The sequence below is a fragment of the Rheinheimera faecalis genome (genome assembly GCF_021290965.1).
GTDB lineage: Bacteria > Pseudomonadota > Gammaproteobacteria > Enterobacterales > Alteromonadaceae > Pararheinheimera > Pararheinheimera faecalis.
The window spans coordinates 65,509-91,715 of record NZ_JAJOYT010000001.1; the positions used below are offsets into that span (position 1 = coordinate 65,509).

Genomic DNA, 26,207 nt, shown 5'->3' on the forward strand with positions numbered 1-26,207 from the left:
GGATCCTAAGCGCTAACCAATTGAATAGCCAACAAGTCATCCTGTAGCGCCTGATGATAACCTGTACGGCAATGAATACTATGAATTTTAGGGTGAGGGACTATACGTAAAAACAAGCCAAAATTCTGACCCGGCTGACTCAGCTGCGCTTTATCATAATGCAGCAAGGCTTGTCCTGCCTGCACATTGGCTTGCTCACTCACCAGCCAGTGAAACCCCAGCCCATGTTTATCCTGGCAATATAGCGGAAAGTCCAGCGCCAGCTTTAGTCCACTCGGATGAGCAAACTGAATATGCTGACCTGTCTGATTTTTCCGGCTAAACAAACCGCTGAAAGGGCTGTATAAGGTTGTTCCCCGTAATTCAAGCCAGAGCCCGTCGCCCTGTAAACCACAAACCATAAGTGCATCACTGCTGGCCATACGTTGATGACTAAATGCGTCAACCGGACTTCTGATCCTCAATTTTAATTGTGGATCGAGGCTGGTGTGCCAGTGCAACAGACTAAAAGGGCTGAACATGAGCAAAAACATTTAAAGGGGCGTTGTCGGATAGTAACGAAAAAAACAGAATTTGGCGAAGATTTCCTACACTGTGTTGTTTCAGGATGTTTACAGCTATTTGTTCAGGCTATAGAACTTATGCAGAGCAGGGCAGTCGAACGAAATAGTATATTTTTCTGGTTTGAATATAAAAATGTCATGAAAAGCTGATAAGTCGGGGTCAGTTTTAATGACAAAACGATGAAAGCCTTATGCTTTCTTTGTTAGGGTTGTCCACAGATTCTGTGGATAACTTTGTGTGTTGTTATGTTTAACTGGCTTAACTTATTGAATTTGTTTGTTAAATACTAATGGCACAAAATTTGTTTAGTTTGCCCTTTCGCAAATAGTTATGCAAAGGCAGGAAACTGACAGTTTTCGTCTTCAATCTGAAACTTTTTGCGTAAAACTTTTGGGCCCTTCGTGTTTTAAATATGTTACTGATTTAGGTGTTTTTTACAGGCGTTACAGAATATTTTCTGACATGGATGATTTTACCTTTAGTTTCTGTCAAAGCTGGACGATAGTAAATGCAGGGGGTAGACTCCGCACCAACGACTTTGTGGTACATAACACCGATCATCAATAGGAGTTCCTGCAATGTCAGCTATGTTTTCGACACTCAAAGCGGGACTGCAGTACAGCCGTGACTGGCCTGTGGAACCTCAATTAAATTCAGTTTTTCCGGAAAACAAAGTTATCCGTATGACTGTGTTTGCACAAAAAACTTTACCTGTAGTGGCTGTAGTAGGAGCACTGGTGCAGTTTAATCAATTGGGTTCAAGCCAATTGCCTTTGATTTTCACCATGATGGTGTTTATTTTGTCTATGCCGTTTCAGGGCTGGTACTGGCTGGGAAAAAGAGCTCAGACTGAATTACCGCCTGGGCTGAGTAGCTGGTATGGCGAAATTAAACAGAAAATGCAGGCGCAGGGGCTACAAACCCAAAACCCGCAACACAAGTTGCGTTACGCAGATTTAGCATTGCTGCTAAAACAAGCCTTTGGGCAACTCGATAAGACCTTCCTTCGCGACTGGCTCTGAGCCAGTCGTCTGCTTTATTTTTCGGACAAGTAAATCCGCTGATAAAAAGTGTACACCCACTCTGGTTTGTAAATAACCAATAATGTCATGGCCATGCCATTGAGTAAGGCTTCAGGTAAAGCGGCCAGCGGAATAAAAATCAGATAGCCCTCGTACAACTGATGTGAGCTGTATTGATCAGCCTGAAGCCAGGCTTGCAACAGCATAAAGACCACCAACCCCAGAGCGCTGTTTAAAAAGGCTCCGACAAAGAGATAGATGAATAATTGCCGCTGCAGATAATGAAAACACAATAAGTAAACGGCGTAGTTGAGCGCCAGTACCAACCAGCCAAAAACTAAATTCCACAGCAATTGATCAAGAGGCAGGGTGGTCATCAGCCACTGCAGCGCCATCACCAGCACAAAAAGCAGGCAACTTAGCCTTAAACCAAACAGCAGTACTAAGCTGGTCAATGCCAGAAAATGGATGGATAGAGCGTCCAGCACTGTTGCATCGGTTTGCCACAACAAGGCCAGCACGCAGACGCTGGCCCCGGCCACAGGCCAGGGCACAGCTTTTTGCTGCAAATCGCGCCAAAAGTCACGATTGAAGACTAAAGCCGCAATTAGCAACAAGCAAAATGCAGCTAACATAGCTTAGCTCAGATCAAAGCTTGACCAGACTGGTGCATGATCAGAAGGGCGCTCTGATGCACGTAGTTCATAATCTACGTCACTTTCTGTGCACAAGGCGGCCAGTGGTGGTGTCGCCATTACTACATCAATGCGCAGGCCTCTGTTGTCATCAAAACCTTTAGAGCGGTAATCAAACCAGCTGTATTTTTCTGTGGCTTGTGGGTGTAAAGCACGGAAGGTATCAATTAAGCCCCAACCTTTTAAGGTGGCTAACATTTCACGCTCTTCAGGTAAAAATGAACATTTGCCTTCTTTTAACCAGCGTTTGGCGTTGGCTTCACCTATGCCAATATCTAAGTCTTCAGGGGAGATATTGATGTCACCAATCACAGCCACATAATCGTCCGGGCTGTGGTGGCTGATTAAATACTGTTGCAGGTCAGCATAAAACTTTTGTTTGGCCGGGAATTTGGTTTCGTGGTTACGGTTTTCACCTTGTGGGAAATAACCGTTTAACAAGGTCAGAGTTTTACCGTTTTCGAGCGCAAAAGTGCCAATCAGCATACGGCGCTGCGCGTCAGGCGCGTCCGTTGGAAAACCGTATAACATCGACAATGCAGGCTTTTTACTCAGAATGGCTACACCGTAATGGCCTTTTTGACCAAAGTAGTACAAATGGTAACCAAATTTTTGCATCTCTTCGAGCGGGAATTCATCATCATGAACTTTAATTTCCTGCAAACCGACAAAATCAGGAGAATGTTTAGCCAGCAAAGCTTCGATTTGATGGGGTCTGGCGCGTAAGCCATTTATATTAAAAGAGATAATTTTCATGGTGATTCTCTGGTCCAAATAAGAGTAAAAGCGTCTGAGCTGCATACTAGCATTTTGTCGGCCTTGGCGTGAACAGCTGCTTGCTCAGTCCGCCGACAAACTTTAAGCTATGACTTTGTATTGATGAGTTGGATGTTGTGAGTTCTGAGTTACCCGCCTATCAGTTAAAGTTTTCCGCCAAAAGGCGCAGTATTCAACTGAAAATTCAGTCTGGACAGCTATGGGTTTGTGCACCCACAGGCTGCGATCTGCAATTTATTCAGCAGCTTATTCAGCAAAAAAAAGACTGGATACACAAACATCTGAGTCAGCAGCAACAACATACGGAAGCTGGCTGGCTGGAACAACGTCAAATTCCGTTTTTTGACGATAAATTACAGCTGAAAATAGTGCAGGATTCGGTTAATCAATTTAGCCTGGATGGCGATTGTTTATGGCTGCAGTTGTCGAGCCGTAACAAAGCACAAAGCCAGCAGAAATGGATAGAAAAGCTGGTCAGTGAGTTTTATCTGCAGCAGGCACAGCTGTGGTTTGAGCAACAAGTGCAGCAAGAGCAGCAGCGAATGTCGCTTCAAAGCCGTGAAGTGCGGGTTTGTAATTTTAAAGCCAAGTGGGGTAGTTGCGATTCATCCGGTGTGCTGAGTTTTAACTGGCGTTTACTGATGGCGCCACAGTGGGTGGCTCAGTATGTGGTGGTGCACGAACTGGCGCATCTGGTCTATATGAATCACAGCAAAAGCTTTTGGACTTTAGTTAGTAAATTTAACAGTGATGCGGCCAAAGCCCGGCTCTGGTTGAAGCAAAACCAACACTGGATGCAGTTGTAGGTTGCAACCTGTGTAATCTTATCCAAAGGGTAAAAAAAGAAAGCCGGCTATAAAGCCGGCAAAGTTTACATCTTGGGAGAATAGAATGGATGATTCACTTAGTCAGACTGCCTGCCTCTGAAAAAATTCCATTTTATTTTCTTTTTTTTTGATCTGTGCACTTTGCTTTGCATTTTGTCTTGTTCAAACACCAGCACAGGCTTCCCAGTCCACAGTGTTTTCTGTTCTAATTCGTCACAACTTCAGGTTCAACCTGAACCGGATCAACAGTAAATTGGCCAGTCAGAGCCGATATTCTCTTTTCAGGACAACAACATGACAAACCCTCTGCGTATACAACAGCTGATGAAGCTGGTCGATTTAACCCGTTTAACGGATCAGGATACAGCTGCGGCTATGCAACAATGGCTGGAACAGGATGTAGCAAATGCAGCCGTGTTGCCCGCTGCTGTTTGTGTATACCCAGAGTATCTGGTTCAGGTGAAAGATTTTTTACAGCAACGAAAGTTGGCGGTGAAACTCGCAACTGTGGTGAATTTCCCATCCGGTGCTTTACCTCTTGCAGAGGTACTGGAACAAATTAAAGCTGCGCTTGCTGCTGGAGCTGATGAAATTGACTGTGTATTGCCTTATCAGACCCTATTGTTGGGTCATACCGAGCAAGTGCGTGAGTTTTTAGCTGCAGTGCGTCAGGCTACAGAAGGGGTTTGTTTAAAAATTATTATTGAATCCGGAGAGTTAGTCACTTGTCAGCAGATCAGTAAAGCCGCTGAGTTGGTGGTGGAGTCGGGCGCAGATTTTGTGAAATCATCCACAGGCAAAGTGAAAGTTGGGATCACAGAAGAAGCTGCCCGCATTATATTGGCAGTGATAGCCGCATCTGAGCGTCCAGTGGGTTTTAAAGCTTCAGGTGGTGTGCGTTCAGTGGAATTTGCATTAAAACTGGTCAGTCTGTTTGAAGAGCTGACAGGTGAGGTAGCCACAGCACGCTATATGCGTTTGGGCGCCAGCGCTTTGTTGAATGATTTAAGCCAACAACTGGATTACTAAACCCTACTTGTATAAAGCCGCAAAAGTGTATTTAGCGGCTGTAGCGTTTTTCTTCTTTGAGTTTATTAAACTGCTGCAATAACTCCTGATGTCGCACTTTGTGGTGCTCAGGCAGTGGCATATTGTCGACTATCCTGAAAGTTTTGCGGCATTTTTCCGCCAGCTCCAACGGCTTCTTCCGTTTTGGATCGGCCATCATCTGTATTGCGGTTTGGATATAGTTCAGCGCGCTGCCTGTATTCATTGGCGCAATTTCCAGGGCTTGCTCAAAGCGGATCAGAGCCTGCTCGTAATTGCTTTCTTTATAGAACTGAATACCTTGTTTGTTAACTTCATTAAAGCTGGCCTGGCGGCTTAACGAACGGTGTTGCTGTTCGCTGAATAGTTTTTCCAGTATAGGATCTATGGCGCCAGACAAGCATTGTAGTTTTTGTGTCAATGCTGATGCTTGTTCAAACTCACCAATTTGGTTGAGTAGCAGTACAGCGTCTGCCGCACAATGAGGAATAGGCGGAACTTCATCCGGTTTTTCTGGATCGATTTCCGGGTTCATTTGTGCGGTCACGCGATCAGACACAGTGGCAAAGGTCTTTTTCGCCAGATATTGCTGACCACTTAACGACTCCAGACGGGCCTGACATAAAGTTTCAAATAAATCGAAGTCAAAATCACGAATAACGGTATCTTCACGTTTGGCTCTGTGAATAGCCATTAAGGCTTCTTGCTGGTATTTGTTACGCTGGTTCAGCTCTTCAGAGCGTGATGCTGCGTCTATCACGGTTCGGATATAGTTCAGCAGATGCACCACTTCCTGACGCGCTGCACGGCGGGTGATTTCGTATATTTGTTTACTGGCTTGCACCAGACTTGCCAAATCATCCATATCTCTGGCTATATCCATTACCAGATTCTGCCGGCTTACGGAAAACGGAGAAATCACAATAGCTTGCGAAATGACTTCCATAGCTTCAGCCATCAAGCCCTGGGCTATTAAATTGCGGGCTTTCAGATCATAAGCTTCGGCAAAGTATCTGTTGGTATCTATGGCCTCGTTACAGAGTTCCATACTTTCGTCAAAACGCTCTTGCTCAAAGCAAAGACGGGCCTGAAGTAACAAGGCCCAGTTGGTACGGCTAAATGACAGGGTCTCTGACAACAAAGCTTCAGCTTCATCGTATTGTTTTAGTTTTAAATGAGTTTCAGCCTGGATACGACCACACAACGAATGATAACGACCGACTTGTTCACGTTCTTGTTTGCAGGCTTCGATCACCAGTTCAGGTTGATCGTCAAACATGGCCTGATAAATGGGGGCCAGCTGTTTCTTTCGGTTTTGAATTTTAACCAGACGGGTGCGTAACACACTTTGCGAAAAAGGTTTGATGATGTAATCGTCAGGTTCAGCTTCAATAGCTCCGACCACCATAGGCACCTGATTTTCACCTGTCACTATCATGTAAACAGCACCAGGGTGCAGTAGTTTTTTCTCACGTAAATCTTCTAATAACTGACGGCCGTTTTTACCTGAACCCAAGTTGTAATCTACAAACAACACATCATACGAGCCGTGCATGCACTTCCATAATGCCTGTTCGCCAGTCAAAACAAAGGCAATATTGGTTGCACCCATCGAATACAGTATGCCTTTGAGCAATAACTGGAAGGGACGTTGGTCATCAACAATAAGGACTCGAAGATTTTCGAGAGTTTTGTACGACATTCAGCAAACCTATCGATTCAATTATCGCAAGTGTTGATAATATGTTGGATTTTAGCAAGGAAAATTTAGCGACTTATTCTGGAACTATAACGCAGGAAGAGAATGGTGGAGGGGGAAGGATTCGAACCTTCGAAGGCAGTGCCGGCAGATTTACAGTCTGATCCCTTTGGCCACTCGGGAACCCCTCCACAAGTGTGGTGCGCATCTTATCAAAAAACATTTTGATGTAAAGGAAATTACTCAACTTTTTTGTCTGACTGCCGATAAAGCAAACAATATGATGTTTTTGTGCAGATTTTATGCTGATTAATGAGTGGCAAACCGGTATACGGTTAAATGAGGCGATACAGCAACACAGATTCAGTGATTTTTCATTGTGGCTGGCATTTTTGTCGCCTGCAGTTGAAGAGTTTGCTCAGTTTTATACACCAGACACCCAAAGCGCCAGATTTCAGCCTGATTTGTATCAACAGTTGGGTATACAGCAAGCGCGGCCTTTTTCATATTTGCCAGAAGATGAAGTGCATTTAAAACAGCAGGCCACAGCTTTTCAGCAAGGTGGTGCTGTTGCTTTGCATTTAATGCAGTGCCTGCAAGGTGCGCCTTTGGTGATGGAAGATAATAAGCAGAAGCTGCCGGATGAGGTGAAATCAGGTTTAAGTTTGCATGCAAGACGTCATCTGGTTCAGCAAAAACCAGAGATGATGGTATCTGATCCTACCGCTTTGTATGAGATTTTAAATCAGCTGCACGCCTGATAAAATCTGGTTACCTTTGGTGCTGACATTTTTTAAATTTAAGGCCGCTGCCACAAGGGCAGGTGTCATTGCGGGATATTCGAGTCGTAGGATGTTCTGTTAATACACCACTGCAGTACATCCAGTTGCCTTGCTCCAGCTCAAAATCTGACACTTCATCCAGTACTTCCAGTTTATCGCCGACCAGATAAGAGGCCATAAAATGCACCTGAGTAGCGGTTAACTTCGCATCCTCAATAATCTTCAGGCCAATAAAACGCACCGCTTTGGCAAAGTCGGCTATATCCGCCAGGTTGTGCTCAGCCCGGGCTTTGGAATGATAGGTCTGCAGAATGTAGTGGTAACACTGCGAATTTTTATCATGATGGCAATAGGCGCTGTAGCGCGACCGCATCAGTTGTTGGGGGTTTTGTGCAAAAGCCTGACCGCAGATCAGCGGCTCACAACAGGTGGTAAAATTTTTACCTGAACCGCAATAACATAAAGATGACAATACGCCTGCCAATTGAATACTCACTCTGCTTTTAATGCTTCAATGAAAACTTTATTACAAAGCTTCCATACAACCATCAACAAAAACCTTAATCAGGCCCTAGTGTAAGCAAAATGGCAGTCAGGGCCAAGCCAGTTGTATCTTTAGCTGGCTTTAGGCCGAATTAGTGACTTACCGCAATACGTGGGTTGGTGGTCTGGACTTTTACTGCGTCGCTGCTTAACTGATAAAAGCAGGTTTGATGCTGCTCAGCCAGTTGCTGATAATGTTGTAATGAGCTTTCGCTGAACTGATCCTGCCAGACGACAACAGCACTACAGGTACTGCTGCTTAACGCATCGCTTAGTACTGTATGAATATTGCTGATTTGTTTTTGCTGGATCACCAGTACTTTGGACATGTCTAAATCAAAACCACTGAAGGTCGATTTATCCGGCAATTGGTTTGGAGCCAGTAACAGCACCCAACCTGATTGTTGCTGGTGCTGCTGAATAATAAACAGCAATTCAGGCAAAGCCAGCTGGCCGGCAGTGACCTGCAATTTTTGATAAAACGCGGTTTGACCGGTTTTATGCTGTAACTGGTTTTGGCCAACTGAAAGGTAGGCGTGAACTGCTTTGTTTAAATTCAACATGGTGATGCTCCAATACTGTTTGCATGTACAGTGTATGGATATACAGTAGTTTTCTGTTGTTTAAAAAGCAAGCTCTTTTTTCAAAGTTTTTGGCTGTTTTTTACTCTTTCTTCAAAGGTGATTTGTTACTTATTGTTTTGTAACGTTATTTTTTCAAAGCGTTCAGCAGCTAATTGCTGGGCTTGCTGCTGGTCAATGAGCGTTAGGTGTTTACACAGTACTGTACAAGCCTGTTGGGCTGTACTGTCTTGCTGTAAAGCCGCCAGAATAAACCAGCTGTAGGCGAACACTGCCGACTTCGGCACACCAGCGCCTTTTAAGTAGCAATGGCCTAATTGAACCTGAGCCTGCAGATGGCCAGTGTAAGCGGCACGACAATAATAAGTCGCGGCCTGATGCAGCTCCTGCTGTGCAGAATATGTCAAAGCCTGCTGAAACAGTTGTTCAGCGTCTGGCTGAGCAAGAACTTCGTTTTGCACCGCTACCGCTACCGCATCGTTTTGCGGTAAATAGGACAACACGCTGCCTGGTGACTGCAACAAAACCTGTAATAACTGTTGATGTTCTTTTAATTTGGCATCGACTTCGGCCAAAGTTAAATCATCAATACCGGTAAACTCCGAGCTTAAAAGTTGTGACGTAGTCATAAATACAAAATCCGGTTCTGAAAAAGCGCGTTATTAGACCCAAGCCACAGGGCAGGGTCAAGCGAATGAGTCAGCTTTGTGCCGCCATCTGTCAGATTTCTGACGTTCAAGGCAAACGCAACCCTTTCACTTGCGAAAATCGAGCCAGAATCAAGCCAAGATAGTGAAAGGAGTAGATCAAAAGCTCATCCTGTCGCAGAGAAAGGCCATAGTCATATGGTTGTCACACAGCCTTCTTACACTTCACATATTAAAGTTGTATGAGCGCAGTACCATGTGGACAGATGAAAGTTACAGGCAAGAACTGGTCAGTATTTTACAGCAGCGCAAGTTGCAGCCGCTGTTTCAGCCTGTACTGGATTTTAACACCGGCTATATACAAGGTTATGAAGCGCTGATCCGTGGCCCATCCGACAGCCCGCTGCATTCTCCGCTCGTGTTATTTAAAGTGGCGCATCAGTGTCAGCTATTGCCTGAACTGGAAATGTTGTGCCGTGAGCTGAGTATTGCAGCTTTTGCCGCCGCTGGTGTGCAAGGCGATTTATATCTCAACGTCAATCCGCTGCTGTTGTTGTCGAACGATCACCCGTCCGGTTTAACTTTGGCTTTGTTAGATAAATACCAGTTAAACCCAAGCAGGGTGGTGATTGAGCTATCAGAGCAGTATCAGGTGGATGACTCCACAGTATTAATTAACGCAGTGCATCATTACCGTGAACTGGGTTTTCGTATTGCCATCGATGATTTGGGCAGTGGTTTTTCCGGTTTAAAGCTCTGGTCTGAACTCAAACCCGATCTGATTAAAATTGATCGTTATTTTATCAGTCAGGTGCATGCCGACCCAACCAAAAAAGAATTTGTCCGCAGCATTATTGCCTTAGCGAAAAGCACGGGCTCGGCTGTAGTGGCTGAAGGTATTGAAACCCGTGAAGAGTTGCTGCTGTGTCAGGAACTAGGTGCAGATTATGGCCAGGGCTATTTATTAGGTCGTCCTAATGCGGTGATGAGCTCTGTAGTCACAGGCAGTTATCAGTTGAATCCAAATCAGGGCAGCACGCCACCGAATTCAACCGAGCAGGTAGGAGCCTTATTATTGTCAGTGCCTGCTGTAGCCAGTGTCACTACTGTTGCGCAGTTGTTTGATTTATTTAGTAAAAACCCGCAGTGGTCCAGTCTCGCCATAGTTGAAGATGACCAGCCTGTTGGCATAGTGCAAAAGTTGGTGTTGTTCGAGCTGTTCTCCAGTCCTTATGGCCGGGCTTTGTATGAAAAGAAAAGCGTAAAAGCGCTGATGGATAAAGATGCTGTGATAGTGGATGAGAACAGCACTTTGGATCAATTAAGTCAGCAGGTGACGGATCAGGACGACGAAGGCAGCTGGTATTTTATTGTCACCCGCGATCAAAAGTACCTGGGCTTAGGTTCAGTACGGGCATTGCTAAAACGTATTACCGAAAGCAAATTACAAAATGCGCGTTACGCCAACCCCCTGACTTTGTTGCCCGGCAACGTGCCGATTTACCGCGAAATTGATGGTTTATTACAACGACGAAAAAGCTTTCATATCGCCTATTTTGATTTAAACGACTTTAAGCCCTACAACGATACTTATGGCTACAGCAAAGGCGATTTAGTCATCCAACTGGTGGCTGAGCTATTAACCAGCATAGCGGGCGCTGGTGGTCATTTTGTGGGGCATGTAGGTGGCGATGATTTTGTCGTGATCTTCACCAGCGAAAACTGGCAGGAGTTGTGTCAGCAGGTGCTGAATGAGTTTGCCGAGCGGGTGCTGTTTTATTATGAAAGCGCCCATGTGCAGGCCGGTGGTATTCGCAGTCAGAACCGCAGTGGCGAGCAGGTGTTTTATCCTTTACTCAGTCTGGCGGTTGGGGTAGTGTCACCCGACCCAAGGTTATGTATTTGCCATCATGATGTAGCGGCTTTAGCCAGTGATGCCAAAACACAGGCGAAAAAACCACAGGGCAACTTTTTGTTTATCTCACGCCGACGTGGGCCAGGCTTGAGTGGATTAGTGAATTAGTCATGGATTAATCAACTAAACCACTGGCTAGACCAATTCAACACGCCTGCTGAGGTACACTGCACCACTTCGATAGTCGTCAGGACGGGGATCCATGTTTTTACAGCAGTTTATTAGTGAGCATAACCACGAAGTCAGTTTTAGCCGTCAGCAGGCCTGCCGTTTTGCCAAGGAAGTGGCCACAGATTTTAACCCTATCCACGACGCCGACAGTAAAAGATTCTGTGTGCCAGGTGATTTGTTGTTTGCTCATATGGTCAGCAAACACGGTTTAGCGCAGAAGTTACATTGCACCTTCGCCGGTATGGTCAGTTCAGACGTGCTGCTGCACTCAGAGCAACAAGGCGATGAATGGCGCTTGTGTGATCAGCAGCAAAAAAATTACTTAATTTTGCGCCAGCAAGGCGAAAAGTTCCACGATTTGGCTTATATCGAGTCGTTAGTGAAAGACTATGTACGTTTCTCTGGTCAAAACTTCCCACATATTCTGCAGCCTTTAATGAAGCAGCATCAGGTAATGATTAACCCTCAGCGTCCACTGGTGATTTACGAAAGTATGACGCTGGAATTCGACCGCTTTTCTGCCACCTCACCTGAATTACGTTTAGCCCACAACGGTTTAACAGTCGAAGGCAAACGTGGTTTAGCCCGTCTGGGTTTTGAGCTGGTCGAAAATGGCGAAGTGATAGGCCGTGGCGAAAAACGTATGATTTTAAGCAGCCTGCAGCCTTACGAAGAAACCGTAATGCAGCAAATGGTCGACTTTTACAACGAGCGTAAAACTCAGTTTCAACACGCGGTTTAAGCCTTTGATTCTGGCGCAGCTGGCTTGGATTACATTTGCGCTTCTGCTAAGGTGCCGCGAAATAAACCCTTTAAGTTGAGGTCGCTGATGTATTACATGATTTGTTCAGAAGATGTGCCAAATAGCCTGCCATTACGTAAGCAAGTGCGTGAACAGCATTTAGCCCGTTTGCAGGAGTTAAAAGCTCAGGACCGTTTATTGATTGCAGGCCCATTGCCGGCAGTGGATCTGGAAGACCCGGCCGAAGCAGGTTTTACCGGCTCTTTAGTAGTGGCGCAGTTTGAGTCTTTAGAACAGGCCAAAGCCTGGGCTGCTGCTGATCCCTACATAGCAGCAGGTGTGTACGCTAATTCAGTGGTGAAGCCGTTTAAAAAGGTGTTGCCTTAAGTTTTGGCCACTCGATTAAATAGCTTTAAAAGATCCCCGACCATGTTTGGGGATTTTTTTGAGCTTTACAGCCTATTCTGCAGGTACATCAGTAGGTGTTACTGCGGTAATCTGGAAGCAGGCGCAGGCAAACTAAACTGATACTCGGCCAGTTGATAACGCTTAACTATGCGACCGAGTTCGCCGTTGTCGTATAAGTGCTGCCAGGCTTTGGCCAGTTGCTCTAAACGCTCTGGGCTTAGCGTGTGGCGGTTAAAACCAAAATACACAGGGCTTTGATAGACCTCAAACAAAGGTTCTAAACCGACTGTCGACAAGCCAGCCTGCTTTTTCCAGTAGTGATAAGCCACTATATCTTCCAGCACACCATGCACACGACCATTCAGTAGCAGCGCCTGCTTATCTTCATTGCCACGAATAAATACAAAGCGGGTGCGGTTTTTTGCATCGTTTAAAATACTGTCCAGCTCATCGCCATAATAAGCGCCATTGAGTAAAGCGATAATGCCCGATGTGCCGCTGCGCTTGAGTTGTGTCAGATTGGTTAAAGCCGGGAAAGCCTCTGTTTTACCCACCAGATAAATAACTTCCTGCTGATGTGGACCAATAAAAACAAATTGTTGACTGCGCTCGGCGTTGTAACTTAAGTGGCTTAATACATCCAACTCGCCTTGTTCGATCAACTTTAACGACCTCAGCCAGGGGCTATGGATAAACTCCAGACTACAACCCACTTCCTTTGCCAGACGGGTTAGCAACTCCACATTCAGACCGCTCCAACTTTTATCCTGCTGAATAATGTAAGGCGCAAAGCTGGTTTCAATGCCCATACGCAAGGTGCAGCTTTCAGAGCGGAAACTCAGCAGTAAACAGACTATGGCGGCAAGAAAAAGCTTCATAAAGCCCTTAATAACGCAGCGAAGGTATAACTGAACTATATACGCAGCGGCGTAAGCTTGCCTGACAAATCAGTTATATAGGGACAGGGTTTTATCCGGATCCTTATTCAATTACTTTTAAAAACAAACAAATACAGTTACCTTTTATCCAGGTTTTTGAACAACTCTCTGTTATAGAAGGAATTGGTAATGCTGACTAAAGTACTAGGTTTGAGTATGTTTCTGCTGTTAAGCCAAAGCAGTTTTGCCGCCACTACTGACGCTGGCATCAGTATCAGTCAGGCTTTGCAACATGAAGCCCGCACTGCAGAAAATAAAAAACGTGACGCTGCACGCAAACCAGAACAAACGCTGGCATTTTTTGAAGTGACGCCACAAAGCACAGTAGTGGAAGTCTGGCCTGGTTCTGGTTGGTATACCGAAATTTTAGCGCCGCTACTGGCCGAAAAAGGCAAACTCTACGCCGCCCATTATTCCGATAAGTTCACTTTTCTAAGCGCTGACTATATGCAAAAAGGCCGTGCAGAATACAAAGCAAAACTTGCATCGCACCCCATCTATAAAAATGTCACAGTGACCGACTTTGCACCTTTGGCGGATATAGCCATAGCGCCAGCAGGCAGTGTGGATCTGGTGCTGTCTATCCGCAATCAGCTCTATCTATTTGATGGCGAAACCTCGTTAAAACATGCGTTAGACAACTTTTACAAAGCGTTAAAACCAGGTGGTGTTTTAGGAGTAGTAGCGCCGCGCTTGCCAGACAATATGCTCAATACAGACTGGAAAAAAACCGGTTATGTACCGGAGCAGTTATGGTTAAAACTGGCCAAAGAAGTCGGATTCAGCTTCGAAGATCGCGACGATATGCTGCTGAATCCAAAAGACACCGCCGATCACCCATCAGGCATTTGGTCATTACCACCCACTATGGCCGGAACTGAAGAAGAAAAAGCTAAGCATCTGGCTATTGGCGAAGTAAACCAAATGGTGCTGAAGTTTAGAAAGCCAAGGGAGTAATGGGGTCTGAGTGGTTGTGCTCGTTGTAGGTTGCACTCGCTGCAAAGCGGCTAACGCTAAAGGGGTAGGTTTAGCCATAAACAGCTAATTCTCTATTTTTAGCCAAAAAAGGCTAACCCTCTATTTTATTTAATTCCTTTAATTAGCCAAAAATAGCTAAATTTGATTTTTTAGCTAAAAATGGCTAAATTTGTATCTGGATGTAAAAAGGAGTCTTAATGTGGAGCTTAGCCATAAACCTATCGCAGTGATCAGCGGGGACATTGTTAACTCAACTAAGTTAACCTCTGAGCAGTTTGAAAAACTACTTAAACGAATCAAAGATATTCAAAAATGGATCAGCGTAGGGAATTCATCAAATGCGCACAGTATTGAGCGTGGTGATGAGTTTCAGTCCGTGGTACATGATATTGAATGCGCTCTGAGATACACCATCATTTATCGAACTGGTATTAAAGCGCTTGGCAAAGAATTTGATAGTCGCATTAGCTTTGCTATTGCTTCTAATGCAGATCTGCGTGAGTCGGTCTCTGAATCAATGGGCAAAGCATTTGTTCTTTCTGGCCGTGGATTAAAAGCCTTGAAGAGCGACAAGTTGGTTTTTAACTCTGACCGCTTTGAGCTAACTGAACACTTTGATTTGCTCTTTAAATATCTTGACAGACAACTCACTGAATTAACCTCGCGCCAATGTGAGGTCATGCTTCCGATGCTCCAATCAAATGAAGGTTTGTCGATTAATGAGTTAGCAGAAAGGCTTGATGTTGCTAACGCTACTGCCAGTAAGTCACTTAAAGCTTCAGGTTGGCCGCTGATCAGTGAACTGAATTGGCGATTTATCAACCAGGTGGCGGGGCTCAAGTATGTCTGATTTTTTTAGTGTTCTAATCCCCTTCATGTTGATGCATATCATCTGCGACTTTTACTTGCAACCAAAGCTATGGGTAGAAGCCAAAAAAACGAACACTTATCGCTCACCTGAGTTATACCTTCACTCTCTACTACATGGTGTTGTTTCATTAATTCCCGCAGTGATCCTAGCTGTTGACTGGCGCTCAGCTGCTTGCTTGGTTGTTATAGTTGCAGTAAGTCATTTTATTATCGATCTGTGGAAAGTAACGACACCACGTGGTGAGAAATTTTCCTATTTTGTTATTGACCAGACTTTGCATCTGTCGATATTAGCGGTCATTGCTTTTCATATAACAGACAATGTAACGATTGAAGCAGTGCTAAAACATGAGAACTTCCCGGATGCAGTGATGCTGCTTTTTGGTTACCTTCTCATTCTCAAACCAACATCAATTGTGATTGCCAGCATCTTAAAAAAGTATCCAATATCAGGTAGCGGTGGAGACGATACTACTCAAGTCAGTGGTATTGTCGCTGGTGGTGAGTTGATTGGTTATTTAGAGCGCTTGTTAATACTGACTTTTACCCTTGTTGGCAGTTATGAAGCAGTGGGCTTTGTATTGGCAGCCAAGTCAATATTTAGATTTGGTGAATTGAACAAAACAAACGACCGAAGCATGACTGAGTATGTGTTGATTGGATCATTGGTATCGGTGGTGATCACAACATTAGTGGGAGCCTTATTGTCATTTGGTTTGGAGGTAAAAATTAAGTAGGCGAAAAGCTATTTGGCTCTTTATGGCTCAACGGCTCAATAAACTCAAATTTAAGGGGTAGTTGTTTTCGGTATTTACCTTAGTTGTTTTTAGTCACATAACCTCATTATCCTGGGTTATATGAGCTGTTTTTACAAACCCGCCTGCGACAACCTTAGATTTCCAACAAAACCCAATAGGCGTATGCAACTCACTGTGGCAAAATCAGTTTTATAGCTTAAACAGCAAACTAATAAAGACTAACGGAGTACTGTCGCATTGGCACTTGAGCCTGGTTTTTTAGTGATCCATTCCAATCAGCTGGAGCAGCTGCGGGCGCTTTTGGTGCAGTTTTGTCAGCGTTATCCGCTCTCTCCATTAGAGCTGGAGCAGGTGCTGGTGCAAAGCAACGGTATAGCGCAGTGGCTGAAACTGGCTTTTGCCGCGTCCCCTGATGAAGCCGATCCTTTTGCCCGTGGTTTGGGGATAGCTGCTGCTATGCAGGTGCAGTTGCCTGGCCGTTTTATCTGGAGCATGTATCAGCTGGCGCTGCCGGAGCAGCAACTTCCTGATTTATCTGTGTTTAGCAAAGACAGTTTGCGCTGGCGTATTTTCCGTTTATTGCCTTCTTTAGTAGCGCAAGATGAATTTGAGCTGCTGCGCCGTTTTATCAGTGACGATAAAGACCAGCAAAAACGCTCACAGCTAGCGCTGAAACTGGCAGATTTATTTGACCAGTATCAGGTGTATCGCGCCGATTGGCTGGCTGATTGGGCCAAGGGGTTGTATCGCTTAGCGCAAATGGATGGTGACGCTAAAGCTATGCAGGATGATCAGCTGTGGCAAGCCAAACTCTGGCAGGCGATTTTGGCTGAGCTGCCAGCAGAACAGCAGCAACAAAGCCGCTTTTCGTTGCATCAGGCCTTTTTACAGCAAGTAAAAAGCTGGAAAAAAGCGCCAAAGAATTTACCACGCCGGGTCATTATTTTTGGTATCTCGTCTTTACCCCAACAAATGCTGGAAGTATTGTCGGCACTGGCGCCTTATTGCCAGATTTTGTTAGCGGTATTAAACCCTTGTCAGTTGTATTGGGCTGATATTATTGCCGAAAAAGACAAAGTTAAAGCAGCGCAAAAACGCCAGCCACAAAAGGCAGGTTTTTTACCTTTTGCCAGTGCCGAGCAGTTATCAGGCCAGGCGCAGCCTTTGCTGGCGGCCTGGGGAAAGCAGGGGCGGGATTATATTCGCTTGCTGGATCAGTTTGACGAAACTGCCGCTCATAAAGAGCTGTTTGCTCATCAAAAAGTCGATTTATTTGAAAGCCCCAACACCAGTCATTTATTAGGTCAGTTGCAGGACGATATTTTGCAGCTGCGATCCATCACTGAAACCCAAAGCCAATGGCCAGCTTTAACAGCTGAAGCGGCGCGCAGCATCAGCTTTCAAAAAGCCCATAGCCCACTTCGCGAAGTGGAAATTCTGCATGATCATCTGCTGAGGCTCTTTGTGCAAAACCCGGAGCTTGGCGCCAAAGATGTGATGGTGATGGTGCCGGACATTAATTTGTACGCGCCTTTAATTGAAGCTGTTTTTGGCAAAGTGCCAATGGGCGATTTGCGGTATATCCCTTACAGTATTTCCGATCAAAACAGCAAAAAGCAGCAGCCGTTATTACAGGCTTTAGAAGTGCTGTTAAGCCCCGAGCAACAACGCTTAAACGCCAGTACTGTCTTCGATATGCTGGATATCAGCGCCTTGCAGCAGCGTTTTGGTTTAAAAGCAGCGGCTTTACCCAAAATTAAACAGTGGATTGAAGGGGCTGGTATTCGCTGGGGGCTGGATCAGCAGCATCGTCAGCAACTGGGTTTACAGCATGGTTTTGAGCAAAACAGCTGGCTCTTTGGTATCCGCCGTATGCTGCTGGGTTATGTGGCGGGCGACACAGCGCCATGGCAAGGCATTGCGCCTTATGCCGATGTGGCAGGATTAGAAGCAGCCGAACTTGGTCCTGTGCTGGTGCTACTGCAAAAGATTAACGAGCTATGGCAACAACTTGCAGTAAAACGTAGCCCAGCCGATTGGCATTTGCTTTTTACCCAGCTGTTGCAGGACTTTTTTGCGCCCGACGAGCTGGAAAGTCAGCAGCTGGTGCAGCAGTTACAACAGCAACTGCAAAGCTGGCTCGACAACACCACAGGCGCTGAACTTAAAGAAGAGTTAAGTTTACAAATCGCCCGTCAGACTTTGTTAGAACCTATGCAGGCCGGTGGTTTGCAGCAGAAGTTTTTTAGTGGTCGTGTTAATTTCGCCACTTTGCTGCCGATGCGCTCTATTCCTTTTGCGGTGATTTGTTTGCTCGGCATGAACGATGGCGCTTATCCACGAGCGCAGCAGCGGCAGGACTTTGATTTAATGGCGCTGGATTATCGCAGTGGCGACCGTTCGCGCCGTGACGATGACCGCTATTTATTGCTCGAAGCTTTATTGTCGGCCCGCCAGCAGTTTTATATCAGCTGGGTAGGTTTTAGCGTCTTTGATAACAGCGCCCGCGCGCCTTCAGTGCTGGTCAGTCAGCTGCGTGATCATTTGTCTACAGGCTGGGCTATGCAGGATGGTTCTGATCTTTTAGAGCAAATCACCTTTGAGCATCCGTTGCAGCCTTTTAGCTGTCGTTACCGTGAAGCAGGATCTGGCCTTGTCAGCTATCAGCAGGAATGGGCCAGCTTGCATCAAAAAGCCGCAGCTGCAGAGCAGGGCGAGGCACTTGAAAAGCTTACCGATTTACACTGGACTTTAAAACAAGCCAGCGATTTTATGCGTGAGCCAGTGCGGTTCTTTTTTAATGAACGCTTAAAAGTACGACTGGAATTGCCGGAACTGGCCAGTATTAACGATGAAGTCTTTGCTTTGGATCCGCTGGAACGCTGGCAAATGCAGCAGCAGTTGGTAGCGGAGCTCAAACGTAGTGTTGAACAAAGCCAATACGGACAACAAAACTGGCAACAACAGACGGAACAGCAGCTGGAGTTATTCCGCCTGCAAGGCCGATTGGCTGTGGGTTCTGGCGCTGCGTTAATGCAACAGGACTTGGTGGCAGGGCTTGAAGAACTGGCCGCTGGGTATCAGGATTTTTTAAGTGCTTTTCCAACAGCGGACACAGGTTTTTATCCGCTGCGTTTTGTTTGTCAGCAGGGTGAGCTGGTTGAGCATTTAACAGGTTTTAGGCGCAGTAGCGACAACTCGGCTTTGGCTTATGCCGAGCTATTGCCTGTTGCCCTGATCAAAGACCGAAGCATCAACTGGCGGCATTTAGTTGCGCCTTATTTGAAGCTGCTTTTATGCTGTGCCAGCGGTTTGCCGCTTACGCTTTATGTGCTCTCCAGAGTGGGTCAATTGGTGCTGCAACCTATTGAAAAACAACAGGCGCAAACGCAGCTCACTCAGATCCTACAGCTGATGCAACAAGGCTTATCAGCACCTTTGGCTCTGGAATTTAATGTCGGTATTGAATTAGTGAAACAGCTGGAAAAAGGTGCAGCTTTGGATGACAAGTTGCTATCTAAGCTGGAGCGTGTGTACGTGGGCGATGACTTCAATGCAGGAGCATTACAGCGTAGCCCTTATTTGCAGCGCGCTTTTGCGCAGTTTTATGCGCTTTGGCAAGAGGGCCAACTAGCAGATAACGCCAGCGCTTTATATGGGCCATTACTCGCCGTGAGCTATACAAATAGCTGCGAGGTGTCGGCATGAGCACTGCTATAGCCAATCTGGATTTATTGTCCTTCCCGTTATCCGGCAGTCAGCTGATTGAAGCGAGCGCAGGTACGGGCAAAACCTTTACCATAGCGGCCTTGTATTTACGTTTGGTATTGGGCCATGGCACCAGTAAAGCCTTATTACCGCCTGATATTTTGGTAGTTACTTTTACCGAAGCTGCAACCCAAGAGCTGACCGAACGTATAGGCCAGCGTTTAGCCGACGCCGCCCGTTATTTTCGTGAGCAAACAGGCTCTTTAAAAACAGATCAGGCGGATCCGTTTTTACAAAGTCTGCGCAGTGAATTTACCCCAGAGCAGTGGCCACATTGTGCCTATCAGCTGGAACTGGCTGTGCAGTATCTGGATGAAGCGGCCATTTCTACTATTCACGGCTGGTGTAATAAAGTGCTGGCCGAATTTGCGCTCTCCAGCGGTTATTTGTTTGAACAAAATCTGGTGACAGACGTCGAGCAGTTGCAACTGGATGTGATGCGGGATTACTGGCGTAATTTTTATTACCCTTTGCCACAAGAGCATATAGCCACAGTCTGGCAACAGCTGCAAAACCCAGAAACTTTGCGCAAAAAAATTCTGCCGCTAATCAGCCATTTGTCGTTATTTACAGAACCTGCGACACCTGCTGTGTTATTGCCTGAAGTGAAAACACAGCGTAAGCAAAAGTTGGCAGAGCTTAAAGCACCATGGAATAACTGGGTGAGCGAAATCCGGATTTTGCTGCATGGTGCTATTGAGCGAAAAGAGGTGGATGGCCGCAAATTGCAGGCGCGTTATCTCGATAGCTGGTTAGCAAAATTAGTGGCCTGGATCAGCGATGCCGAAATGGTTGATCCGGATTTACAAACAGGCCAAAGCCGCTTAACGCCCCAAGGTTTAGCTGAAGTATTTAAAGACAAGCCTGCACCCAATCATCCGGCTTTTGAGGCTATGGCAAAACTTGCGGCTGAACTGACGGCTTTGCCGGATCCGGAGCAGGATTTAGTGCTGCATGCCGCCTTTTGGTTTGCGCGGCGTTTCCATCAGTTGCAGTTAGAACGCTCTGAACTGGGGTTTGATGAGCTACTAAGCCGCTTGCAGCTGGCGCTGCAAAAAGACCAGGGAGGCTTATTGGCCGAACGTTTACGGCGTAAATTCCCGTTGGCGCTTATCGATGAATTCCAGGATACCGATCCTGTGCAGTATCAGTTATTTGATGCCATTTATCAGCTGAATCAAAACAGAACAGATTGCGGTATTTTACTGATAGGCGACCCAAAACAAGCGATTTACGCGTTTCGTGGTGCGGATATTTATAGTTATTTAGCCGCCAAACAAGCCACAGCAGGCAGGCATTTTCAACTGCCAAAAAACTTCCGTTCAACTCACGCCATGGTCAGCGCGGTCAACAGCTTATTTGGTTATGCCGAGCAGCGTGCTTTAGGGGCTTTTGTATTAGGCCGGCCAGATTTATTAAGTTTTTATCCGGTAGAGGCTGAAGGGCGGAAAGAGAGCTTTGTGGTGGAGCAAAACCCGGCCACAGCGCTGGAGTTTTGTATTAAAGAATCCCCCGATGGCAAGCCTTTTAGTAAAGCAGCCTGTTTAGCAGAAATGGCGCAGGCCTGTGCTGAGCAAATCGCGGTGTTTTTAACCGGCAGTGCTACAGGCAGTACAGGTTTTGTGAAAGAGGAGCAGTTCATTGCCCTTAAAACCAGCGATATAGCGGTGCTGGTGAATAACCAGCAGGAAGCCAATGCCATTAAAAAAGCTCTGGCAGAGCGGGCGCTGGCTTCGGTGTATTTATCCGATAAAGGCGCTGTATTTGAAAGCCCGGTGGCGCTGGATTTATTGCTATGGCTTAGAGCATGCGCTGAGCCGCAACGTGAAGCTTTAGTGCGCTCGGCTTTATCGAGCTGGAGCTTATCGTTAAATTATTCTGAACTTGAACAGCTGCTGCAGGATGAACTGTTGTGGGAGCAACAACTGGCGCGTTTTGCCACTTATCAGCAACTCTGGCAACAGCAAGGTGTGCTGGTTATGTTATGGCAGCTGATGCGTGATTTTGCGGTGGCTGAGTTTTTACAGCAGCAGCTATCAGGCGAAAGGCTCCTCACCGATATTCTGCATTTGGCAGAGCTTTTGCAACAACGCTCTATGGAGCTGGAAGGTCCGGCTGCGCTTATTCGTTATCTGGCTGAGCATTTGGCAGGGCAAGGTGATTTGGCGGCTGAGCAGCAAAAACTGCGGTTAGAAAGCGACGAAGCCCTGATTAAAATTGTCACCATTCACAAATCCAAAGGCCTGGAATACCCGCTGGTATTTTTGCCTTTTATCGCTTTAGCCCGCGCTGTCGATGCCGACAAAGGCCCTGTGACTTACCATCAGGACGGTGAACTAACGGTGGTGTTACAAGCGAACGAGCAGCAAGCCCAACAAGCAGAGCGGGAACGTTTGGCCGAAGATATGCGCAAGCTTTATGTGGCCTTAACCCGCGCCCGACATTATTGCTGGGTTGGGCTGATGCCAGTCAAAGAGCAAAGTGCTATAGGTTACTTGTTATCTGATGATGCGCTGGTATCGCCTGTGGCTTTGCAGGAACAGTTATCGCCTTTACTGACAAAGCCTGATATTCGCCTTGCCGACAACTTATCAGAGCAGCGAACTCAAGTCGCAGCACTGGATCAGCAGGTCGAGTTGTTGCCTTATGCCCAAATGAACCGCTCAGTCAAAGAGCTGTGGTGGATAGCCAGTTACAGCGCTTTGCTGGAGCAACATCAGCATGACAGTAAAGCAGCAGAGTTGTTTCAGGAACTGCAGCAGGAACTGGCGCCAGAGCAATTGCAGGATGATATTGAAGCAGCAGAAGCAAAGGCTGTGACTCTGGCTCAGGGTTTTGTTCGTGGCAGTCAGGCCGGTACTTTTTTACATGATGCGTTGGAGTGGGGGGCGGTTCAGGGCTTTGATCTATTGGCACAGCAGCCGGATTTATGGCAACAAGGCCTCACTCCTTTAATGCAGAAATATGGCTTATTGCAGCAACTGCCAGAGCATAGATGGCAAATCCGGTATTGGGCTGAGCAACAAGCACCTTATCCTGAAACTGACCATGTAGCCGAAGCCTTAGCGCCATTACAGCAGTGGCTGACGGAGTTGATTCAAACACCACTCTGGCAGAACAATAACGTCAGCTTAAGCAGTCTTACCGAAGGGAGTTACAGGGCTGAACTGGAATTCTGGCTTGCAGTACAGCACTGCAGCAGTGCACAGCTTGACGCCTTAGTGCAGCAGTATCTGTGGCCTGAAGTGTCACGGTCAGCGCTTCGCACCACCCAGTTGCAGGGCATGCTGAAAGGTTTTATCGACTTAACTTTAGAGCAGGATGGACGTTATTGGGTGCTGGATTATAAATCGAACTATATAGCCGATGGGCAATACGACAGCCCTGCCTTAATACAACAGATGCTGGAGCACCGCTACGACGTGCAGGCGGCTTTATATGCAGTGGCCATCCATCGCTTATTGCAAAGCCGTTTGACTGACTATAAGCCAAAAGAACATTTAGGCGGCGCTTTGTATTGGTTCCTGCGTGGTGGTGAGGCGACAAACAAAGGTGTGCTTGCTGTGGATATTCCGTTGGAGTTGGTGAACAAGCTTGACGCTCTGCTGCAAGGTCAACTGGTTGCTAAGGAGCTGGCCCATGTCTGATTCAGAATTATTGGAACTGCAGATGCAGGGCAAAGACTGGCGTGCTTTGGATAAAGCTCTGGTGACCTTTTTTCGTGAGCAACAAAAACTACCGACTGCGCTTGCGCTATTGATTGGCCAGTGCAGCTTTGCGCTCGCTCAAGGCCATTTGTGTTTACCGCTTAAACGTATGCCACAGTATTCTGAACAAGAATGGCAGGCTTTGATGGCGCTTTATCCGGATTTGATTCAGCTGAATGGCGCTGGTAATCAGCCTTTTGTTTATGCCAATAACGCTTTGTATATGCGCCGTTATTTTAGTTATCAGCAGCATATAGCGTTTTATCTGCAGCAAAGCAGCCAGCGTAGCCAACAGTTGCGACAGGCTATCAATCCGGCATTGCTGAATCAGTTGTTGGATCCGTTATTTCCTGCAACCGCAGCAATACAAGCTGAACCTGACTGGCAACGTTTGTCCTGCGCTATAGCGGCCAGCAGCAGTTTTAGTGTGATCACAGGTGGGCCTGGTACAGGCAAAACCACCACTGTCGTTAAGTTGCTTTTGGTGTTGCAGCAATTACAGCAACAACAAGGTGCAGCGCCTTTGACTATTCAGTTGGCCGCTCCTACAGGCAAAGCAGCGGTGCGGCTTCGAAGCTCCATTCGTACTACGCTGGACAGACTGCCAGCATCGGCAGAGATCAAAAGCCAGGTGCCTACTGACGTATCTACTTTGCATAAGCTGCTAGGCGCGCGTGCACAAAGCCGGCAATTTAAGCAAAATGCACTGGAGCCTTTGGCGCTGGATTTATTAGTGGTGGATGAAGCATCGATGCTGGATGTGGAGTTGATGGCGGCTTTATTGTCAGCCTTACCAGCTCATGCGAGGTTGATTTTATTAGGCGATAAAGATCAGCTGGCTTCAGTGGAAGCGGGAGCTTTAATGGCCGAACTTTGCCAATGGGCAGAGCAGGGGCATTATTTGCCTGAAACCGTAGCCTGGTTAAATCAACTATCTGCAGCTGCTATACCAGAGTCATTAATCAGCCAACAAGGCAAAGCGCTGGAGCAACAAATAGGGATGCTCAGAGTCAGCCACCGTTTTGATCCACAAAGTGGCATCGCCAAATTAGCCAATGCGGTCAATAGCGGTCAGAGCGCAGAAGTGACTGCTATTTGCCATGCTGACTATGCCGATCTGCAGTATCTTGAGGCGGCAGAGTTCAGGCAGCTTAAGCAATTTGTGTTGACGGGACAGGCGAAAAAGCAAATACCAGATGCAGCTGGTTTTAGTTTTTATCTGCAGACCGTAGCACAAAGCCCTGCTTTGGATGCGTCAGATCACCTGATTGATCAATGGGCGCAACAGGTGCTGGCGGATTTTTCTGCCTTTCAGCTATTATGTGCTGTACGTCAGGGCCCGTTGGGTGTTGAGCAAGTCAATCTAAGCGTAGAGAAGATGTTGCATCAAGCCGGACTGATTCAGCAGAGCAGTCAATGGTATGCTGGTCGTCCAGTGATGGTGACGCAAAACGATTATGCGCTGGGACTGATGAATGGCGATGTGGGCATCTGTTTATTGCGGCCATACCAGGGCAAATTGATGCTGGCTGTGGCTTTTGCATCAGAGGATAGCAGTAAAGCTGTGCGTTGGGTTTTGCCTAGTAGGTTGCAGCAAGTCGAAACCGCCTATGCCATTACTGTGCATAAATCTCAGGGGTCGGAGTTTCGTCATGCGGTGCTGGTATTACCGGATCACTTCAGCCCGGTACTGACCCGCGAGCTGATTTACACCGGAATTACCAGAGCGGCGAAACTTTTTAGTTTTGTGTGTGCCAAACCGGACTTGTTGGCCTTAGCTATTGAGCAAAAGGTGCAACGTCACGGCGCTGTCAGGCTGTAAATCTGTAATGCTAGTGTTATATCCATAATAATTAGAGTTGCATCTTTAGCACGGACATCGATAATAACGCGCTTCAGCAAGGGTCGCTATGCTGGCCGAACACAATAAGGGAGTTGTCATGGATTTTTGGTTGTTATTTAAAGCTTTTATTCTGGGTATAGTTGAGGGTTTAACTGAATTTTTACCCGTATCCAGTACAGGTCATTTGATTGTAGTTGGTGATTTGATTGGGTTTTATAACGAAGGCAAAGTGTTTGAAATTGCCATTCAGTTAGGTGCAATTCTGGCCGTGGTATTTGAATACCGTCAGCGTTTTATCAATGTGGCGACCGGCATTACTCACGATAAAAAGGCTCAGAATTTTGTACTGAATTTGTTTGTCGCTTTCCTTCCAGCCGCCATCATTGGCTTGTTGTTTATTAAATACATTAAGTTGTATCTGTTTAACCCTATTACTGTCGCGACTATGCTGGTGCTGGGTGGTTTGGTGATTTTGTATGCGGAGCGCCGTACTCATCAGGTGAAAATTCATGATGTAGACGACATTACCTGGAAAGATGCGCTAAAGGTCGGTTGTGCGCAGATCATCTCGATGATCCCCGGTACTTCGCGTTCAGGCTCAACCATTATTGGAGGTTTGTTTTTTGGTTTTGATCGTAAAGTAGCGGCAGAGTTTTCGTTCTTTTTAGCTGTGCCAACCATGTTTGCTGCGACCTTCTACGACTTGTTTAAACACCGTGATGTACTGGCCTTTGATCAGGCGCCAATGTTTATCGTAGGTTTTGTCACAGCCTTCTTCAGCGCTTTGTTAGCGGTAAGAACTTTTGTACGTTTTGTATCAAACCACAGCTATGAAATTTTTGCCTGGTACCGTATCGCCTTTGGTTTGGTGATCCTCGCGACCTGGTACTTTGGTTGGGTAAGCTGGTCTTAACAAGCTCTGTTA

At 46.4% G+C, this 26,207-nt stretch carries 22 protein-coding genes and 1 tRNA gene; 14 read left to right on the top strand and 9 right to left on the bottom strand.

The window, feature by feature from the left end:
* Window positions 1-5: 5 nt before the first annotated feature.
* Window positions 6-521, bottom strand: coding sequence for a PTS glucose transporter subunit IIA (locus tag LSG34_RS00320; protein WP_233006820.1), 516 nt, complete (start codon window positions 519-521; stop codon window positions 6-8).
* Between the two features lie 621 nt (window positions 522-1,142).
* On the opposite strand from LSG34_RS00320, the gene yfbV reads away from it, so the two are divergent.
* The gene (gene yfbV / locus LSG34_RS00325; protein WP_233006821.1) at window positions 1,143-1,586 is read left to right on the top strand and encodes a terminus macrodomain insulation protein YfbV; all 444 of its coding nucleotides are present in this window, start codon (window positions 1,143-1,145) and stop codon (window positions 1,584-1,586) included.
* Between the two features lie 14 nt (window positions 1,587-1,600).
* Here yfbV and LSG34_RS00330 read toward each other — a convergent pair whose 3' ends face one another.
* Entirely contained in the window at window positions 1,601-2,221 is a 621-nt protein-coding gene (locus LSG34_RS00330; protein WP_233006822.1) for an energy-coupling factor ABC transporter permease, read from the bottom strand.
* 3 nt (window positions 2,222-2,224) lie between these two features.
* The gene (xthA, locus tag LSG34_RS00335; protein ID WP_233006823.1) at window positions 2,225-3,037 is read right to left on the bottom strand and encodes an exodeoxyribonuclease III; all 813 of its coding nucleotides are present in this window, start codon (window positions 3,035-3,037) and stop codon (window positions 2,225-2,227) included.
* Between the two features lie 137 nt (window positions 3,038-3,174).
* Here xthA and LSG34_RS00340 point away from each other — a divergent pair, with 137 nt between their 5' ends.
* Together LSG34_RS00340 and deoC are read left to right on the top strand one after the other, a co-directional pair.
* The gene (locus LSG34_RS00340) at window positions 3,175-3,864 is read left to right on the top strand and encodes a M48 family metallopeptidase (protein ID WP_233006824.1); all 690 of its coding nucleotides are present in this window, start codon (window positions 3,175-3,177) and stop codon (window positions 3,862-3,864) included.
* A 315-nt stretch (window positions 3,865-4,179) separates the two neighbouring features.
* Window positions 4,180-4,914: a deoxyribose-phosphate aldolase gene (gene deoC, locus LSG34_RS00345; protein ID WP_233006825.1), complete on the top strand. Its 735-nt coding sequence runs from the start codon at window positions 4,180-4,182 to the stop codon at window positions 4,912-4,914.
* Window positions 4,915-4,945: 31 nt separating this feature from the next.
* Here deoC and LSG34_RS00350 read toward each other — a convergent pair whose 3' ends face one another.
* Both LSG34_RS00350 and LSG34_RS00355 read right to left on the bottom strand, forming a co-directional pair.
* Window positions 4,946-6,634 carry a response regulator gene (locus LSG34_RS00350; protein WP_233006826.1) on the bottom strand — a complete coding sequence of 563 codons (1,689 nt, stop codon included), beginning with the start codon at window positions 6,632-6,634 and terminating at the stop codon, window positions 4,946-4,948.
* Window positions 6,635-6,737: 103 nt separating this feature from the next.
* Window positions 6,738-6,822, bottom strand: a tRNA-Tyr gene (locus tag LSG34_RS00355).
* A gap of 111 nt (window positions 6,823-6,933) precedes the next feature.
* Between LSG34_RS00355 and LSG34_RS00360 the strand changes: the two genes are divergently transcribed.
* A complete protein-coding gene (locus tag LSG34_RS00360) occupies window positions 6,934-7,392 on the top strand; it encodes a VC2046/SO_2500 family protein (protein ID WP_233006828.1) in 459 nt (152 codons plus the stop codon).
* Between the two features lie 10 nt (window positions 7,393-7,402).
* Here LSG34_RS00360 and LSG34_RS00365 read toward each other — a convergent pair whose 3' ends face one another.
* The 3 genes from LSG34_RS00365 to LSG34_RS00375 all read right to left on the bottom strand — a co-directional run bounded on the left by LSG34_RS00365 (window position 7,403) and on the right by LSG34_RS00375 (window position 9,166).
* Window positions 7,403-7,909, bottom strand: a complete 507-nt coding sequence (locus LSG34_RS00365; protein WP_233006829.1) for a YchJ family protein — start codon at window positions 7,907-7,909, stop codon at window positions 7,403-7,405.
* Window positions 7,910-8,048: 139 nt separating this feature from the next.
* Entirely contained in the window at window positions 8,049-8,519 is a 471-nt protein-coding gene (locus tag LSG34_RS00370) for a cell division inhibitor SulA (RefSeq protein WP_233006830.1), read from the bottom strand.
* A 125-nt stretch (window positions 8,520-8,644) separates the two neighbouring features.
* Entirely contained in the window at window positions 8,645-9,166 is a 522-nt protein-coding gene (locus LSG34_RS00375) for a tetratricopeptide repeat protein (protein ID WP_233006831.1), read from the bottom strand.
* Window positions 9,167-9,440: 274 nt separating this feature from the next.
* Here LSG34_RS00375 and LSG34_RS00380 point away from each other — a divergent pair, with 274 nt between their 5' ends.
* The 3 genes from LSG34_RS00380 to LSG34_RS00390 all read left to right on the top strand — a co-directional run bounded on the left by LSG34_RS00380 (window position 9,441) and on the right by LSG34_RS00390 (window position 12,399).
* Window positions 9,441-11,207 (top strand): EAL domain-containing protein, encoded by a 1,767-nt coding sequence (locus LSG34_RS00380; RefSeq protein ID WP_233006833.1) that lies wholly within the window; start codon window positions 9,441-9,443, stop codon window positions 11,205-11,207.
* Between the two features lie 94 nt (window positions 11,208-11,301).
* A complete protein-coding gene (locus LSG34_RS00385) occupies window positions 11,302-12,012 on the top strand; it encodes a DUF3581 family protein (RefSeq protein ID WP_233006834.1) in 711 nt (236 codons plus the stop codon).
* A gap of 87 nt (window positions 12,013-12,099) precedes the next feature.
* Window positions 12,100-12,399: a YciI family protein gene (locus tag LSG34_RS00390; RefSeq protein ID WP_233006836.1), complete on the top strand. Its 300-nt coding sequence runs from the start codon at window positions 12,100-12,102 to the stop codon at window positions 12,397-12,399.
* A gap of 98 nt (window positions 12,400-12,497) precedes the next feature.
* On the opposite strand, the gene LSG34_RS00395 is transcribed toward LSG34_RS00390, so the two are convergent.
* Window positions 12,498-13,298, bottom strand: a complete 801-nt coding sequence (locus tag LSG34_RS00395; RefSeq protein ID WP_233006837.1) for a substrate-binding periplasmic protein — start codon at window positions 13,296-13,298, stop codon at window positions 12,498-12,500.
* 189 nt (window positions 13,299-13,487) lie between these two features.
* Here LSG34_RS00395 and LSG34_RS00400 point away from each other — a divergent pair, with 189 nt between their 5' ends.
* The 7 genes from LSG34_RS00400 (at window position 13,488) to LSG34_RS00430 (ending at window position 26,195) form a co-directional block, all read left to right on the top strand.
* Window positions 13,488-14,315, top strand: a complete 828-nt coding sequence (locus LSG34_RS00400; protein WP_233006838.1) for a class I SAM-dependent methyltransferase — start codon at window positions 13,488-13,490, stop codon at window positions 14,313-14,315.
* A gap of 220 nt (window positions 14,316-14,535) precedes the next feature.
* Complete coding sequence (locus LSG34_RS00405; RefSeq protein ID WP_233006839.1) at window positions 14,536-15,186, top strand: hypothetical protein; 651 nt, start codon at window positions 14,536-14,538, stop codon at window positions 15,184-15,186.
* On the top strand, window positions 15,179-15,943 hold the full coding sequence (locus LSG34_RS00410; RefSeq protein WP_233006841.1) for a DUF3307 domain-containing protein: 765 nt from the start codon (window positions 15,179-15,181) through the stop codon (window positions 15,941-15,943). Before LSG34_RS00405 ends, LSG34_RS00410 begins: the two co-directional genes overlap by 8 nt.
* Window positions 15,944-16,201: 258 nt before the next feature.
* Window positions 16,202-19,672: an exodeoxyribonuclease V subunit gamma gene (gene recC / locus LSG34_RS00415; RefSeq protein WP_233006842.1), complete on the top strand. Its 3,471-nt coding sequence runs from the start codon at window positions 16,202-16,204 to the stop codon at window positions 19,670-19,672.
* Window positions 19,669-23,379, top strand: coding sequence for an exodeoxyribonuclease V subunit beta (recB, locus tag LSG34_RS00420; protein ID WP_233006843.1), 3,711 nt, complete (start codon window positions 19,669-19,671; stop codon window positions 23,377-23,379). Before recC ends, recB begins: the two co-directional genes overlap by 4 nt.
* On the top strand, window positions 23,372-25,261 hold the full coding sequence (recD, locus tag LSG34_RS00425) for an exodeoxyribonuclease V subunit alpha (protein WP_233006845.1): 1,890 nt from the start codon (window positions 23,372-23,374) through the stop codon (window positions 25,259-25,261). The genes recB and recD overlap by 8 nt, the downstream gene beginning before the upstream one ends.
* A 118-nt stretch (window positions 25,262-25,379) precedes the next feature.
* Window positions 25,380-26,195 (top strand): undecaprenyl-diphosphate phosphatase, encoded by an 816-nt coding sequence (locus LSG34_RS00430; protein ID WP_233006846.1) that lies wholly within the window; start codon window positions 25,380-25,382, stop codon window positions 26,193-26,195.
* The last annotated feature ends 12 nt before the right edge of the window (window positions 26,196-26,207 follow it).

Coding starts and splice junctions, on each gene's coding strand:
- LSG34_RS00375 (WP_233006831.1), bottom strand. CDS start 9,166: ATGACTACGTCACAACTTTTAAGCTCGGAGTTTACCGGTATTGATGAT.
- LSG34_RS00390 (WP_233006836.1), top strand. CDS start 12,100: ATGTATTACATGATTTGTTCAGAAGATGTGCCAAATAGCCTGCCATTA.
- LSG34_RS00350 (WP_233006826.1), bottom strand. CDS start 6,634: ATGTCGTACAAAACTCTCGAAAATCTTCGAGTCCTTATTGTTGATGAC.
- deoC (WP_233006825.1), top strand. CDS start 4,180: ATGACAAACCCTCTGCGTATACAACAGCTGATGAAGCTGGTCGATTTA.
- LSG34_RS00400 (WP_233006838.1), top strand. CDS start 13,488: ATGCTGACTAAAGTACTAGGTTTGAGTATGTTTCTGCTGTTAAGCCAA.
- LSG34_RS00385 (WP_233006834.1), top strand. CDS start 11,302: ATGTTTTTACAGCAGTTTATTAGTGAGCATAACCACGAAGTCAGTTTT.
- LSG34_RS00360 (WP_233006828.1), top strand. CDS start 6,934: ATGCTGATTAATGAGTGGCAAACCGGTATACGGTTAAATGAGGCGATA.
- LSG34_RS00395 (WP_233006837.1), bottom strand. CDS start 13,298: ATGAAGCTTTTTCTTGCCGCCATAGTCTGTTTACTGCTGAGTTTCCGC.
- LSG34_RS00410 (WP_233006841.1), top strand. CDS start 15,179: ATGTCTGATTTTTTTAGTGTTCTAATCCCCTTCATGTTGATGCATATC.
- LSG34_RS00380 (WP_233006833.1), top strand. CDS start 9,441: ATGTGGACAGATGAAAGTTACAGGCAAGAACTGGTCAGTATTTTACAG.
- LSG34_RS00320 (WP_233006820.1), bottom strand. CDS start 521: ATGTTCAGCCCTTTTAGTCTGTTGCACTGGCACACCAGCCTCGATCCA.
- LSG34_RS00330 (WP_233006822.1), bottom strand. CDS start 2,221: ATGTTAGCTGCATTTTGCTTGTTGCTAATTGCGGCTTTAGTCTTCAAT.
- recD (WP_233006845.1), top strand. CDS start 23,372: ATGTCTGATTCAGAATTATTGGAACTGCAGATGCAGGGCAAAGACTGG.
- LSG34_RS00430 (WP_233006846.1), top strand. CDS start 25,380: ATGGATTTTTGGTTGTTATTTAAAGCTTTTATTCTGGGTATAGTTGAG.
- LSG34_RS00370 (WP_233006830.1), bottom strand. CDS start 8,519: ATGTTGAATTTAAACAAAGCAGTTCACGCCTACCTTTCAGTTGGCCAA.
- yfbV (WP_233006821.1), top strand. CDS start 1,143: ATGTCAGCTATGTTTTCGACACTCAAAGCGGGACTGCAGTACAGCCGT.
- xthA (WP_233006823.1), bottom strand. CDS start 3,037: ATGAAAATTATCTCTTTTAATATAAATGGCTTACGCGCCAGACCCCAT.
- recB (WP_233006843.1), top strand. CDS start 19,669: ATGAGCACTGCTATAGCCAATCTGGATTTATTGTCCTTCCCGTTATCC.